The 15,244-nt window shown below is 35.7% G+C and carries 11 protein-coding genes and 1 riboswitch; of the genes, 3 read left to right on the top strand and 8 right to left on the bottom strand.

What is annotated here, in order from left to right:
- The first annotated feature begins 33 nt into the window (after positions 1-33).
- Positions 34-474, top strand: a complete 441-nt coding sequence (locus VIO64_RS14385) for a transcriptional repressor (RefSeq protein WP_331919419.1) — start codon at positions 34-36, stop codon at positions 472-474.
- Positions 475-502: 28 nt separating this feature from the next.
- Here VIO64_RS14385 and VIO64_RS14380 read toward each other — a convergent pair whose 3' ends face one another.
- From VIO64_RS14380 to VIO64_RS14365, 4 genes are all read right to left on the bottom strand, one after another.
- Entirely contained in the window at positions 503-1,201 is a 699-nt protein-coding gene (locus VIO64_RS14380) for an SDR family oxidoreductase (protein WP_331919417.1), read from the bottom strand.
- Between the two features lie 62 nt (positions 1,202-1,263).
- The gene (locus tag VIO64_RS14375; protein ID WP_331919415.1) at positions 1,264-3,069 is read right to left on the bottom strand and encodes a MutS-related protein; all 1,806 of its coding nucleotides are present in this window, start codon (positions 3,067-3,069) and stop codon (positions 1,264-1,266) included.
- Positions 3,070-3,110: 41 nt separating this feature from the next.
- Positions 3,111-3,431, bottom strand: coding sequence for a DUF2752 domain-containing protein (locus VIO64_RS14370; RefSeq protein ID WP_331919413.1), 321 nt, complete (start codon positions 3,429-3,431; stop codon positions 3,111-3,113).
- Between the two features lie 139 nt (positions 3,432-3,570).
- Positions 3,571-4,008, bottom strand: coding sequence for a DUF4190 domain-containing protein (locus VIO64_RS14365; protein WP_331919411.1), 438 nt, complete (start codon positions 4,006-4,008; stop codon positions 3,571-3,573).
- Positions 4,009-4,315: 307 nt separating this feature from the next.
- Between VIO64_RS14365 and VIO64_RS14360 the strand changes: the two genes are divergently transcribed.
- Positions 4,316-5,512, top strand: a complete 1,197-nt coding sequence (locus VIO64_RS14360) for a putative glycoside hydrolase (RefSeq protein ID WP_331919409.1) — start codon at positions 4,316-4,318, stop codon at positions 5,510-5,512.
- A 79-nt stretch (positions 5,513-5,591) separates the two neighbouring features.
- On the opposite strand, the gene VIO64_RS14355 is transcribed toward VIO64_RS14360, so the two are convergent.
- The 3 genes from VIO64_RS14355 to VIO64_RS14345 form a co-directional block, all read right to left on the bottom strand.
- Positions 5,592-6,458, bottom strand: coding sequence for a cation diffusion facilitator family transporter (locus VIO64_RS14355; protein ID WP_331919407.1), 867 nt, complete (start codon positions 6,456-6,458; stop codon positions 5,592-5,594).
- A gap of 65 nt (positions 6,459-6,523) precedes the next feature.
- Positions 6,524-6,614, bottom strand: a riboswitch (NiCo riboswitch).
- A gap of 49 nt (positions 6,615-6,663) precedes the next feature.
- Positions 6,664-9,780: a bifunctional diguanylate cyclase/phosphodiesterase gene (locus VIO64_RS14350; RefSeq protein ID WP_331919405.1), complete on the bottom strand. Its 3,117-nt coding sequence runs from the start codon at positions 9,778-9,780 to the stop codon at positions 6,664-6,666.
- Positions 9,781-10,202: 422 nt separating this feature from the next.
- On the bottom strand, positions 10,203-11,621 hold the full coding sequence (locus tag VIO64_RS14345) for an MATE family efflux transporter (protein WP_331919403.1): 1,419 nt from the start codon (positions 11,619-11,621) through the stop codon (positions 10,203-10,205).
- 319 nt (positions 11,622-11,940) lie between these two features.
- Here VIO64_RS14345 and VIO64_RS14340 point away from each other — a divergent pair, with 319 nt between their 5' ends.
- Complete coding sequence (locus tag VIO64_RS14340) at positions 11,941-12,831, top strand: AraC family transcriptional regulator (RefSeq protein ID WP_331919401.1); 891 nt, start codon at positions 11,941-11,943, stop codon at positions 12,829-12,831.
- Between the two features lie 88 nt (positions 12,832-12,919).
- Here the strand turns inward: VIO64_RS14340 and VIO64_RS14335 are convergent, their stop codons facing one another.
- Positions 12,920-15,241, bottom strand: coding sequence for a vWA domain-containing protein (locus tag VIO64_RS14335; protein WP_331919399.1), 2,322 nt, complete (start codon positions 15,239-15,241; stop codon positions 12,920-12,922).
- Positions 15,242-15,244 lie beyond the last annotated feature (3 nt).

Raw genomic sequence — 15,244 nt, 5'->3', positions numbered from 1 at the left:
AACTTTTGTCGATGTAACAAAGGAGCAGCCCAAATGGATTCTAGATCAATAAATTTAAGTGCCCTTCTCAAAGAGAAGGGGTGTAAACTAACCCTGCAAAGGCAGATTATCCTTGATATAATAGGAAGCTGCCAGGAAAAACATTTAAGTGCTGAAGAAATACACGATATGGTAAAAAAGTCTAACCCTGATATTGGCCTGGCAACCGTATACCGCACCATGCTTTTATTTAATGAAATAGGCATTGTCCATAAGCTTGATCTTGATGATGGGCTAGGTAGATATGAGCTTAACAGACAAAAAAGCAGCCATAGGCACCATCATCTTATTTGCACTTCCTGTAATGCGGTTATAGAAGTTGAAGAAGATCTTTTAGAATCTCTTGAGCAGCAAATACTAAACGAACATGGCTTTATCGTTAAGGATCATAGGGTAAAATTTTATGGTATCTGCAGCATGTGTACCACCACATAATTGAAAGCCACTTTAATGCCACTTTATATTATTTATCTTCTCTGAAATCCTGGGCACAAAAGAACTTTCCTGTGTCCCCATCATTATCCAAAAGAGCGGGTACCAGTGCACCTGGCAATACTGTTGTAACCTCATGCATTGCATTTTCACCACCCAAATCGGTTTTAAGCCAACCCGGATCCAGGAAGTTTACCAATACTCCGGTTCCTCTAAGATCTGCTGCCAAATCCATGGAATATTTATCTACTGCAGCCTTTGAAACACTGTAGGGTGCCAGCTGAGGTATGTCCTTTATTCCCGAGGTAAGGTTGATTATTCTGCCGAATCCCCTTTCTTTCATTCCAGGAGCAAAGGCATTGCAAGTCATAACAATGCTGTAAAAGTTAATCATGAATGTTTCCTTCCATTCATCAAGGGTTATATCGTAGATCTCTTTCCATTTATTCTGAATGGCTGCATTATTATAAAGTATGTCAATACAGTTGTGGTTTTTCTTAACTTCGCCAATCATCTTTTCTATATCATCAACTTTAGATAACTTACCTTCTACCACATCGGTCTTAATACCATACTCTTTCAAAAGCTCCAAGGTTTTTATACAATTTTCTTTTTTTCTGCCATGTACAATAACATTACATCCTTCCCTTGCCAGTCCCATTGCTATCTGCTGTCCTATCCCTCTTGCAGATCCTGTCACCAAAGCCCATTTCCCTTCCAACTTTTTCATAAGTAGCTCCCCTTTCAAAATTTTATAAAATTAAATTTGGCTTAAACGTTGTTTTTACAGATTTATTCGTGAATATCTATACCTGCTAACCGCATGAGGTAAACCGCATTTCTCGTAGTTGATACCCCATTTTTTAATTTGTAATCAAAGTTTATCCTGTTGTCCTTATAGTATTCTTCAAAATGGTAATTTTTAACTTCAAGCCCTTCCTTCTCAAGGTCACTAAGCTCAAGATCATGTGTGGATACAAGACCTGAGCAGTTTAGCTGGCAAAGCCTTTTAATTAGAACGCGTGCCCCCATATGCCTGTCTCTTGAATTAGTACCCTTAAATATCTCATCCAGCAGGAAGAAAACTTTCCTTCCGCTCTCTGCTCCATTTACTATTTCCTTAATCCTTAAAAGCTCAGCATAAAACGATGATATGCTCTTTCCCAGATCATCACTGACTCTCATACAGGTATAGATATCAGCAATAGATACTGAAAAGCTTTCGGCACAAACAGGGGCACCTGCATAAGCCAAAACTAGGTTAATCCCTACAGTACGCAGCAGTGTACTCTTTCCAGACATATTTGAACCTGTAATAAGAAGCACCTTTACGGGATTTTTGATTTTGAGGTCATTGCTAACTCCATTTTCCCCAAGCAAAGGATGACCTAGCCCTTTTGCTTCAATAAAAGGCCTTGATTCCTTAATATCAGGCATGGGCCAGTGAGGATTATCAAAACTGATTATGGCCAGGCCGCATAAAGCCTCAACCTTACCCAATGCTTGAAGCCAGGACAAAAGATATTTCCCCGAACTTTGTTTCCATTTCTCAATAGCTACCATACATTGGTAGTCCCAAAGAGTAAGAATATTCAGCAATTCAAAAAATGCACTATGTCGTGCTGATATGTTATCAATTATTTTTGACAGTCTATCCAGCTGTTTAAATGCTTTAAGGCCTTCATTATTTACCATTTGACCCTTAACAGCCTTGATATATCCAGATTTAAAATTATGCTTTTCAAAGTGCTTTAGGGCATTATAATAGACTTTTATATCCTTACTATATTTCTCCGCCAGTCCAAAGATCTCACTCCTTCGTTTTCTGTTGATTCGCAATAATGCAGCTTGCAATAACAGCAAAAGCAACGGGATATGAAAAGTTAAAAACTGTGTGTTTATAGCAAGTAGAATAAAAATCCCTGTAAACACAGGTAAAACTTTGACGGATGTGGAAATCCACTTCTTAAGATAAAAAGTTTCATGAACCAAGGCCCATTTTATAAGCTCTTCAGGGTCTATAGTCCTCCCTGGCACCCTCATGGCTTCAGCTTGGAATCTTTGCCTCCAGCCAAGCTTCATTGACAATTCCGCAACAGCCTGCTGCCTTTCAACTATTTCTTCAATGCTCTTAGGTGTATTTCCCAGTATATCTCTGAAATACCTTCTGCCATAATAGGTTTTTGAGGAGTTTATCCACTGGAACAAAGATCTATCGCCGAATATATCCAGGTCTTGAAAGTATCTGTGCCCTGCATCCGAATATTCCTCGCCCTTATCCTTAAATTCACTCCATTTACCTTCAAGTCTTTTTATGGAGTTAACATTTATATCTAATAAAAAATCAAGAAAATTTTTTATTCCTATAAGCTTCTCATGTTTAATAACAAGGTATACAAAAGCAGCAACAAATGCAATTATAGTAGCAATAAGCAATATATAAAGCTTAGCAAGGTATAACACTACCCCTACTGCAACTCCGGCTATAAAAACTCCCAGCCTTAAGTTACTTACCATATTTATAGTCTTTGTCTGGCTCTTTATTAGCTTGCTGTACTTATTTTTCCTCTTTGTGTATGAATTATAAGGTGTTTTCATCCGATTGTCTCCTTCTAAGGAACGGCTATATATTACCAGTTTTATATAAATTGAGCAACAAATTGTACTACAGCGATAACACCAATAAGTATTAAAGCCCCTACTCCAATTCTTGATATCCTATCTTGAAACGGAGCACTCCCCCTTACAATTAATATCAACCTATAGGGTATTTGTAGTGCCATAAAGGCATACAGCATAGCTGTGGCCTTATTGGAATTCCATGCAGATACTAAAGATAGCTTGCTCATATAAGCAAAGCTTCTTGTACCTCCACATGACGGACATTTATATCCTGAAACTGTTTTAAAAACACATGGCATCCTGACTTCATAAAAACCATCATGAAATCTGAATGCCACCCCTTGCCCATCTGTTTTTATAAAAAACGAACCAATAATCGGCACCAAGCATATTAAAACTAACATTAAATTTAATAGTAAATTATCTCTTTTCAAGTTTTATTCCTGCGTTATCACTATTTATATTTTTGTAAGTCTACTAAAAGCTATTGTTATCATTGTTTAACTCGTTCATTTTCTGAAAGTAAGTATTCCAGTCAAATCCTTGCAAATTATATACTATAAGAATTAGAATTAGTACTCCTAATAAAATTCCTACAAAGCCAGTAATAATCCCTGCAATGGCAAAACCGCTTCCTTTTTCTCTTCCTTGTGAGTTATCTATCTTTTTCTTCGCCATGAACCCGAATATTACCCCTAGTATACCAGGAATAATACCTATCCCATAGCAGCACCCCAAAACAACTGATGCTATACCTAAAACCATTGATGCAATTGAAAAACCGTTGGTTGCAACTGGCATAGGCGGCGGTGCAAAACTGTTGTATTGATTATAATTATCCAACTGAGTACCGCAGCTTACACATACATTATCAAAATCCTGATTTGAATAGTTGCATTTTGGACAGATTTTCATCAGTCAGCCTCCCGTCATTGATTTACCTTATAAAAAGGCACATCAAAATTTTATATTAAATTTGGCAATATTACAATATAGTGCATAAATTTTTATTATAATAGTGTTATCCGAATAAAATTTCTTTTTCATGCCTTAATGTGAATATATTAGGCATTGATAATTTGAAATTTTTTTGATAAATTTTAATCATATAATTAATCATATTATTGTATTTCGTTTTATTTATCTTTATTCAAAAGTTCCCATAGAAATATTGTTTATTCTATCTTCTTAAGCTAAATTAATTAAAAGGAGCCGATAATCTATGAAAAAAATCCTGAGCAAGAAAAATCTACTGGTGGCATCCACAGTTATCGCTTCGCTGCTTCTATCGTCATGCGGTTCTACCTCCGGCACTCCGGAGAAGGAAGCCGACAAAATGCCTGGCTCCATTATAGCAGGTTCAAAACCATCAGGCACACAAATACAAACAAACATTCCACAGCCAACACCTACACCAGTCCCAGAAAAGAAGACAGTTAAAGCCAAAGGCCTTTACCTTACAGCATCTTCCGCTGGTGGAAGATTAAAGCACTATATCGAGCTTGCAAACACTACTGAAATTAACAGTTATGTCATTGACTACAAAAATGATGAAGGTATAGTAAGTGTTAATTCATCAGTTCCAGCAGCAAAGGAGGTTAAAGCCATTCAACCGATATATGATGCTGAGAAGGTAACCAAGGAGCTTCGTGACAACAATATTTATTCTATAGCTAGAATAGTTTGCTTTAAAGATCCATTCTTCTCTAAAGGTAAGCCTCAAGCTGCTATAAAGAATAAAAGCGGAGACTTATTTATCCACAATGGGGTAACATGGGTAAACCCTTACAGCAAAGAAGCATGGCAGTATAATATTGACCTTGCAAAAGAGGCTCTGGCAAAAGGTTTTGATGAAGTACAATTTGATTATGTTAGATTTCCTGATGGGAAAAAGAGCAATATGGTATTTGGGGACACTAGCAATAAAATGATGTATGAAACTATTAATGAATTTTTGGCTGAAGCAAGAAAGCAAATGCCTAATGCTGTTCTTTCTGCAGACGTATTTGCAATTATATGCGAAACCCCTGGGGATAACGAGGGTATAGGCCAATACCTTGAACTTATAGGAAAAGATATTGACTATATATGCCCCATGGCTTATCCATCCCATTACGCTTTAGGTCAGATAATCAATGGAACTGCATTCAAAAAACCCGACTTTGAACCCTACGGAGTTATTAAAAACACACTTGTAAAAGCTAAAACACGCTTTGCCAAGGTTGATGGACCTACACCAAAGGTAAGAACCTACCTACAGGATTTTGATGCCTCTTGGATAGGCAAGGGAAACTGGCAGCGTTATGGTGATGAACAGATAAGGCAACAGATACAGGGCGTTTATGATGCAGGCTATGAGGAATGGTTCCTATGGGATCCAATGAACACTTATCACGAGGGAGCTCTGAAAAAAGAATAGAAAGTCTTTGACATAAAGTAAGGGGGCTTGAATGGCCCCCGTTTTTATTTTGAATAAAACTACCTAAAAGCTTATTTCACTAAATGCCAGGCTCTATATGTATACTCACGTTTGTATTTTTTAATACCTCTTCCAAGTCACTTTCTATGCTGTCACTAAGTTTATGGGATTGCTCAACCGAAATATCTTTGTTTACGGTCATGTGAAAGTCTATGTATTTGATGCTTCCTGATTTTCTGGTCCTTAACTCATGAAAATCAATAATCTCATTTTTATATCGGTTTATGACGCTCTTTATTTTTTCTTCATCGCCATCGGATAGCTTTGTATCCAATAAGGGGCAATACGCATTCCATATAAGTGAAATTGACTCTTTTAAAATCAACAATGCAACTAATATTGCTACAATGGGATCAAGTATGGAAATACCAGTAAACTTTATTAGCAACATGCCTATACCAACCCCTAGAGAGGTATACACATCAGTCTTAAGATGAAGAGCGTCAGCCTCTAGTGCTACTGAGTCAACCTGTTTTGCCACCCTGTAAAGCTTTCTAGATACAAAAAAGTTCACTGTCGCTGATATAAACATGACCAAAAGAGCTATGTTGGTTTCACCAATGTGTGTAGGTCGTATAATCTTTTTTATAGCTTCCCAGATTATAATTACAGCTGCCACTAAAATCAAAAGACCTTCAATAACTCCAGAAACATTTTCAACTTTTCCATGTCCGTAAGGATGGTCTTTATCTGCAGGCTTTGCAGATATTTTTACCGAAAAAAATGCAATTAATGCCGCAACCAAATCCATTCCTGAATGAATAGCCTCGGAAATTATACTGACCGAACCGCTTAAAATACCTGCGATTACCTTTAATAAAATTAAAAACGAATTAGAAACAACCGATAAAATGGCAACCCTTGTTTTAATACCTAAATCATCCATACTCTAAATCCCTCCACAATTTCCCACAACATTAAAAAACCTGCAAAACTATAAGTATTTAACAATATAGTCCCACAGGCATTTTTTACCCTGCTGCCGTTAAGCCGGCCCGGCTCCACAAAGTCCACGACTCAGTGGCCTGATCCATTTTACTCTTCAATTTAAAGTGATTAAGAGTTATTATATAATAATTAGGGAAGTACTGTCAATAAAATTGGTAATGGTTTTTGTTGAAATGCTGCTTAACCTTTTTTATTGTTTCTTCTTCAGGTTCCGGCATTCCGAGATAAAAACCCTGGACCACATCGCAGTTAGTATTAACCAGGTGCTGATATTGTTCGTAGGTTTCAACTCCTTCTCCGATAACCATTAGCCCCATCTTTTGACCTATATGTACAATGGAATCTGTGATATCAGTACTTATACCAATATCATCTATAAATTCCTTATCTATTTTCAATGTATTTACCGGAAGATTCTTTAGATAGCTTAATGACGAAAACCCTTTACCAAAATCATCAAGAGATATCTTTATGCCATGCTCCTTAAGTTTTTTTAGTTTCGTAAGATTATCATCTATAGATTGAATAAGTACGGACTCTGTAAGCTCAATTTCCAGAAATCCCGGTTCTATTCCGGCTTCATTAATTATACCTAACACTTTATCAACGAAATCCTCCTGAGCTAATTGAACTACAGAAATATTTACAGAAATGCTATAAAATTTTGCACCTTCCTTATGCAGTCTCTTATTAAATAAACAGGCTTGTTTTAGAACCCACTCACCCATAGGAATAATAAAACCGTTTTCTTCAGCAAGCCCAATAAACCTGCTTGGCATAACCAACCCGTATTGAGGACTGTTCCACCTTATAAGTGCCTCAAACCCATAAATATCTTTTGTTTTTGTTGTATATTGAGGTTGATAGTATAGTTCAAACTCATTGTTTTCCAATGCCTTTCTCAGATTGCTGGCAAGTATGACCTTTTCCATTATTTCATCGTTAAGTGATTTGGTATATATCTTATAATTTGATTTTCCTTTTCTTTTAGCATAATTCATAGCAGTATCGGCATTTTTTAATAATGTGTCAAAATCTTGAGACTCATCAGGAAATAAAGCAACCCCCATACTTGCCGTAATATAAAATATATCACCATTCACATTAAAGGTTTTGGAAAATACACCCGTTATTTTGTCTAAATATTCCTTAATAGAAGAATCTGATCTAATACTCGGTATAAGTATGGCAAATTCATCTCCCCCAGGCCTTGATACCATACATGGGCTGTCAAACATGGAAATCAGCATATTACTAAGTTCTACAAGAAGGACATCCCCGTAATAATGACCAAATGAATCATTTAAAAGCTTGAAGTTATCTATGTCAATAAGCACCAACATTCCAGAATCTCCGTTTTTCATAGAATCCTCTATAACTCGTCCCGCACACTCCTTAAGGACGAGCTTGTTTGGAAGACCCGTTAGCAAATCATAATAGGCCAGCTTTTTAATCATTTGTTCATGATTTTTTTTATCATTAATATTTGTAATTGAGCCTGCCACTCTGACAATATTACCTGACTCATCCTTTACTGCCTTCCCCTTTATCAAAATCCATAGATAGTCAAGTTTTTTTGTCTTTATTCTTACTTCATATGAGAAGTTAGGTGTTGCTCCTTCAAAATGCCGCCTTTTAGCTTCCTCAGCCCACTCAATATCTTCCTGATGGCAGAGAGCTTTAAGGTCATCTAATGAATGCCCAATTTCATCTCTATCATACCCAGTAATTTCATAAAACTTGTCTGAATAAAAAAGCCTGTTATCAGAAGCATTCCAATCCCATATTGCATCATTAGACCCTTCTAATGAAAGCTGATACCGCTGCTCGCTGTCCATGAGCTTGTTCTTTGTAATATTAAGCTCGTCATATTTATTTTTCAACTCTTCTTGAGATGCTTCCAACTCTCTTAGCACCCAGGTAAGTTTAGCATTATTATTCCTTATGTTTATTTCTGCTTCAATTCTTTCTGTCAGATCCATTCCTATAAGGTTTATTATAAAAAATATGGATTTGTCCTTATAATTATCCTTCATGTTTACATTCCATAAAATATGAAGCAGCTTACCGTCTTTACGCTTTAGTGACATCTGCACATTTCCCGAACAATTGGATTTTTTTAATGCATTGCGAATCTCAAAAAATTTTACCCTGTCTTCCTTGTCAAGCATTTCAATAAAGCTTTTGTTTATTACATCCTTTGAGCTGTATTGAGTTGTAATTTCTGCATATTTATTAAAGAACAAAATGGTTCCATCATACTTTAGTCTTAAGGAAAGGATATTTGCAATATCTATGAGGTCTCTTGATGCATCTTCCTCATATATAAGCCTCCTTTTCAAGTACTGACTGTATATTCCGGATAATACAGAAATGAGAACAAACAATAAGATAACAATGTTTATTACATAAATGATCTTACTTACCTTTTCAGTAGCCTGGGCTTTAGAAGCTGTTACAGCTATTGACCAATCTGTGCCATTAACAGGTGAGTAACCTATATAGTAAGTCATTCCCTCCATTGTATACTCTCCAGATCCCGGCATACCCATCATCATATTGTCTCCAAGCCTTTTCAATTCTTCTCGGCTTTGATCACTTCTTAATTTATCGAAATAACTTTTGATAGAATATGCCTTTTGTTGATCTCCGCATGCTATTACTGAGCCCTCTCTATTTATCACAAAAGCAATACTGTCATTTCCGAATTTTATTTTTGAAACAATATCATTTATATAATTGATATTATATGTGGAATGTACTACACCAATAATACTTCCACCTTCATCTTTTTGAGGAACAGCAAATGCCACTACTGTACTGCCATCAACCCTACTTATGACCGGACCTTGAATATTCTTTTTACCCTTTAAAGCCCTTTGAAAATACGCTCTGTCCCAGTTGTTGAATTTTTTCCCGTCAGTTGTAAAAGAATTACCATTTAGATCAGATATTCCATACCTGATTGGGCTCTTTAATGCTGCCTGCCTTTTCATTTCCTGTAGTTTGGTATCAATATTTTTATGCGGATCGGAAACTATGCTTTGTGCCGCAATAGAACTAAGCAAATCAAGATTTAGTCTGAGTTCTGATTCAACTGTCTGGGCACCTTGCCTTGATAGATCCACGAGAGATTCCATAACATTGCTTTTTAAATTTTCATAGGCTAGATAATAAGTCGAGCCGCCTATCACCAGTATTGCAATAACCGTTAATATTGTATAAAAGGCTTTAGGTCTATTATAAACCCGAATTTTCATGAAACTCCTCCATCATAAAAAGCTTTATAATACAGAGTTCAAGCATATTTGATATTTAAAACACATTACAATTGGGGAACATCAAACGAAAAGTCAACATGTAGTTCTACAAATAGTCAATGTAATAGATAAATCACTTTAATATAAATAATACAGACTTGCTAATAATTATATATTATGTAAATGGATTTTGGAATAACCAAATTATAAAATTTTGGACAAAAAAATAAATAATAAACTGTGAAGATAAAATATACCTTATATCAGCTTATTATTTATTTAAAGATAGTGTTATGCTGTTATTATTTACTAAATTAAAAGTGTTAATAATCTTACATTTGGCGAAGCAAATAACGAACGGTTCAACGGGATTTGCGACAGACAAATGTTATAGATTTATCACTTTTAATTTAAATTCAAAATTAATTTACACTTTGCAGCAGTTCCTCATCTTTAGTTTCAATACCAACTTTATCTTCCTTTGAAACAACAGACATTTTCTCCCATGCCCTCGAACGCCATCTTTTAAGCATCACTATTCCTCTTATCCATTCATCCATCGCAAAAGCTGTCCACACACCTATAAGACCTAAATGTAGAACAACACCTAGAAAATATGACATAAACACTGCAACCGACCACATTGAGACCAATCCCAAATACAGGATAAACCTTGCATCCCCAGCACCCTTCAGTGAGAATCCTACAACAAGATTAAACGATCTGCCTGGTTCAAGTATAACAGTTATAGCAAACAACATTCCTCCAATTGTTATAATGTTCTCATTATCTGTAAAAAACCCCAAAAATACTTTTCCGAATATAAAAAACATTACAGCTACGATAAATGATACTGTAACAGCAATTTTAAGACTTCGCAGGCATGTCTTATATGCATCATCAGTTCTTCCTGCTCCAATAAGGTGTCCTATCATTATCTGTGTAGCCTGACCTGTAGCCAAACCAAACAGCATTATATAAAACATCAGGTTGAAAACATAAAATCTTGTTTGGAGTGCATACTCTCCCATATATGTTGCTATTAAGCCGGTTATAACAACCTGGGATATGTTATATGATATGGATTCTCCTGCGGAAGGACCTCCAATCTTGAAAATGCTTTTTAGTATTTGTGCTATGGCATTCTTGGGCATTTTTAGCACTTCTACCACAGAAAACCTTAATCCAACCTTATTCTTTAGGATAATAAAAATTACAATAAGACCAATAAGCTGACTGGAAACCGTTGATATGGCAACACCTTTAACTCCTAATACAGGCATTCCAAACATACCATAAATGAACATAAAATTTCCCAGTATATTAAGTGCATTTGCACCCATATTTACATACATCGGATATTTAACATGACCATGGCTTCTTAATATAGCTGAAATTGTTATGCTAACTGCCTGTATAAATGAAAATGAACCCAGTATAGATAAAAATTCTTTTGAATATTGATAAACATCTCTCTGAAAATTCATTAGTCCAAGTATTTTTCCAGAAAACACAAGCAATATAACACTTATGAATAGTCCAAAGACCAGATTAAACATTATTGATACCATTGCAACATCAGAAGCCTTTTTATTATTTCTGGCACCAAGATACTGGGAAATAATTATCGACGATCCTCCCGATACCATCTGAAATAACAGTATCAGTATTGATACATATTGGTTTGCAGCTCCAACCCCTGCAACTGCATTATCGTTATATCCACTCAGCATAAATGTATCCACAGTACCAAAAAGCATCCTTAAAAACGTTTCAATAAGAATTGGCCATAAAAGTGCGAAAAGTGTTATTCGTTTGTCAAGAACCTGCCCTTTTTCCATTTGATCAACTCCTGTAAAGTTTGATTTTTAACATCAAGTCAAAGAACAAAATCACTTAGTGATCTTGCAACCTTAACGCCTACCTCTAATTATTTTAATGTTTGAAAATTGGAAGCCGCGGAAAGTTTTCCGTATTGGAATTTCAATCAAGAGGCTTACGAATTTTTATGATAAGATTCAACCCGGTAGTCTTAACTTATATCACAAATTATATTAATATTATAAGGCTATATACTTATAAAAACAATTCATTATATTATTCATTTTTTCAAAATCTTACGATAAAATATATATGGGCATACAATTTGTGAGGTGTAAAATGAAAAGAAAGATGTTACCAATTAAATGCGAAAACAGGGATTTATCACCACTGGTACTCAAGTCACTATTTTTTACCCAGGGAGCTAATCTACCCAGAGGCTACCGCCTTAGAGAGCGATACGTATATGATTATGAATTGGAGCTCATTGTCTTTAGCGAGGGCTCTATGGTCATTGAGGACCAGACTTATCCTATTCGTCAGGGAGACGTTATTTTCAGAAAGCCCGGCCAGTACACTCAGGGAATTATGCCTTACAGCTGTTATTTTATCAGCATTGATCTTATTGGTAATACCGGAAAGGACCCTTCCTCATATGATATTTACAAAAAGCAGAATTATCAAAATTCTCTTATTAATCCTATAATTGATTCTATCCCCACAGTGTTCCACCCTCCCCACGCGGAAAAATATCAGTTTGTTTTTGATTCAATTTTAAAAGAGTATATTGCCTCATCGTCAGGTACTGAACTAATTATGAAATCTTATGCTTTAAACCTGCTATATATGCTTTATCAGGACTGTATAAACCCATTAATCAACAAGACAGTTCCCATGTCACCCCATTATGGAACAATCAAAAAGGTTATTGAATTTATTGATGAGAATATTGAAAAGAAAATATTGCTTAACGACTTGGCCGGACTTACCAACTTAAGCCCTAATCACTTTCATAAGGTTTTTTCCGAGACAATGGGAGTTACCCCTAATCTTTTTATAACAAAGCTTCGTCTTGATAAGGCTAAAGATCTTTTAATAAGGACGGATTTACCTGTGTCAGATATATCGGCAAAATGCGGCTTTGACAACATACCTTATTTCAGTTATTTATTTAAAAAACAGATTAAACTGTCACCGGGAGAGTTTCGGAAGAAGCACAGCTATATATGATCTATACCCATAAAATGCAGAATAATTCTTTAGACACAAAAATAAGAGCTGCGAGAATTGTAGATTCTTCACAGCTCTTATTTAATTTTTAGTTTTGATCTATTTTCATATATACATTTACAGTAAAAGGTGTAATAGTTGTTGATATAACCTTATCAGGTATTACTGCTCTGGTTTTCTCGCCACCTATACCTGTTTCATACCCTGAATATTCAATTTCATATTCTACCTTGCAATCACCAGCCAAAAATGTAACCGGTTTATAATTCTGTCCTTTGCCCAGTTTATCTACTAATACAAATTTTATATCTGTTATTTTTTTATCGTTAAATAATAAGTTATCAGGTATAACATATGTTACTTTGTTAGTAATTGTGTCTCCCGTTCCGTTAACTATAACAGGTGCTTGGGAACTTGTCATAATATCCCCAGTTATAGTCTGTGTACCGTCTGCATTTTTTGTTGATTTAAACCCTGAAGGAAGTTTGCTGTCATTTAACAGCTTTGCACCTTTAGGAAGTTTAAATTCAAACTTTGCAGATAAAATCTTTACAGAGTAGGAATTTTCCAGCTGTTCTAATACATTATCTATTATTGTAGACAATTCCGATTCATTTACAGGCTCCGAGCTGTACAACGAAAATGTACTGCCAGGATTAGCTTTCTCAAATTCTTTTTTAAGCTTTTTAATAATAGGTACAGTCTCATCATTTATTTTTGCTGCAATATTACTTAAAGCAGTGTTAACACTAAGCCAATTGTCATGTTCCTTAGGCAAATAGTTTATGAAATACGGTACAATTGAACTTTCGGTAGCCATTTTACCTATTTCAATTGCATACTCACTTGGCTTTTTGGGGTCTGGATCATCTACAAAGTTATCACTATTTGTTAAATCTATAGCACCCTTGTAATTTACCCCTTTATTATCTACAGTGTATCGGTTGGGAACACTTCCTGAGATTACAATTATAGATTTTGAAGCAATGCTGTTACTTTTGGTAAGAAGGTGGTACGCCTTTCTTAAACCGTCGCCTAAATTGCTCTTTCCCAATATATCATCAAACTTTATATTGTTCATTTTGGAATACAAAGCTACTTTACCCGCTTCAGTAGCAATATTATACAGCTTATTGTCAGTATCATTTCCGTTGAAATCATACTTTACGACATTAACTCTGGTAGCTGTTCCCGACAACGGATAATTGGCAACAAATTTCTCTATTTCTGCCATCATAGTTTCTGCAGGTGTGGGTAATTTAGTTATTTCATCAACAACCTCATCAATGGCACCTGTTTTATAATTGACAGTTAATTTGGATTGTATGGAGTTTAACCTTTTGGCTACTACACTTCCATTAACCGTTACATCCGATCCCTGTAAAACAATATCCCCCTCAGGAGCATACAGCTTTCCGTTAAAAGTTGATAAGTTGGTCTCAAGCCTAATACTCCCTTTTTCTGAGTAAATCATGGAATCTACTTGGTCATCTGGACCAACGGGCGGTGTTATTACTTTTCCACCTTGAATAATAACATCTCCCCCAGCTATCAAAATCCCTTTACCCTGAAAAATCAGGTCTTTTGAAAGCCAAACGGGACGATCATGAAATCTGAGAATCATGTTATCCGGGATAGTCAAGGTCCCCTCTATATAAAACTTGCCATCTCTTTCACCAATCTTTGTTTCTTTATTTAGTTCTTTTAAGTCTTTATAAGCAGGTCTGCTATCATTAATGTATGGCATACTTCTATAATCCCCGAAGTAGAAATCCTTTGTTCTATTGAAGACACTCTGCTTGGTGGGATCAGTCAGATCATCTGCCAAATCCATCATCTCAATCCATGGAGATTTGACGAATGAATCTGTAGAAATTTTATCATCTTTATCTATTATTGTACCCGTGTTGGGAACCAACTTTCCATCTACTATGGTTCCACCGTCAACAACAGATCTTACATACTCTATGGTGTTAACTTTGGAACCGTTATTTGTTACGGAATGATTGTTACCTCTTATAACCACATCCCCGTTGGCATGAATTTTACCGTTTATTATTTGTCTATCCCCCTGGATATTGAAAGCCTCTTCATTCCCTCCGCTAAACAGGGCAAAATCAAACGGATCTGGCTTTGGAGTAGGTCTTTCGTTTAAACTTCCTGATGTGTCAAACAAAAAAACTATTTCCTTATCATTAACCGCTGGATTATTGATAGTAAAACCACTGTCTTGATTGAAGGTAATATTTCTTTTTTGGTTTACCTCAACCTTATTCCCGCCATCCCCTGCTTTAAAATCAACCGTACGATTTAATACCGGACTTTGGACAACTGCCGCAGACGCAGGTAGAAAATTCAATCCTGCCGTCAATACGGCTGTCAATAAAACCGCTATTCCTTTTCTTCCCATAAA

Source organism: Pseudobacteroides sp., assembly GCF_036567765.1.
Taxonomy (GTDB): Bacteria; Bacillota; Clostridia; order Acetivibrionales; family DSM-2933; genus Pseudobacteroides.
Note: the sequence above shows the minus strand (reverse complement) of the source record. Positions and strands in the feature narration are given on the sequence as shown.

Bases quoted from the DNA above. Each gene is read 5' to 3' on its own strand.
- VIO64_RS14385 (WP_331919419.1), top strand. From the start codon at position 34: ATGGATTCTAGATCAATAAATTTAAGTGCCCTTCTCAAAGAGAAGGGG.
- VIO64_RS14380 (WP_331919417.1), bottom strand. From the start codon at position 1,201: ATGAAAAAGTTGGAAGGGAAATGGGCTTTGGTGACAGGATCTGCAAGA.
- VIO64_RS14375 (WP_331919415.1), bottom strand. From the start codon at position 3,069: ATGAAAACACCTTATAATTCATACACAAAGAGGAAAAATAAGTACAGC.
- VIO64_RS14365 (WP_331919411.1), bottom strand. From the start codon at position 4,008: ATGAAAATCTGTCCAAAATGCAACTATTCAAATCAGGATTTTGATAAT.
- VIO64_RS14360 (WP_331919409.1), top strand. From the start codon at position 4,316: ATGAAAAAAATCCTGAGCAAGAAAAATCTACTGGTGGCATCCACAGTT.
- VIO64_RS14355 (WP_331919407.1), bottom strand. From the start codon at position 6,458: ATGGATGATTTAGGTATTAAAACAAGGGTTGCCATTTTATCGGTTGTT.
- VIO64_RS14350 (WP_331919405.1), bottom strand. From the start codon at position 9,780: ATGAAAATTCGGGTTTATAATAGACCTAAAGCCTTTTATACAATATTA.
- VIO64_RS14345 (WP_331919403.1), bottom strand. From the start codon at position 11,621: ATGGAAAAAGGGCAGGTTCTTGACAAACGAATAACACTTTTCGCACTT.
- VIO64_RS14340 (WP_331919401.1), top strand. From the start codon at position 11,941: ATGAAAAGAAAGATGTTACCAATTAAATGCGAAAACAGGGATTTATCA.
- VIO64_RS14335 (WP_331919399.1), bottom strand. From the start codon at position 15,241: ATGGGAAGAAAAGGAATAGCGGTTTTATTGACAGCCGTATTGACGGCA.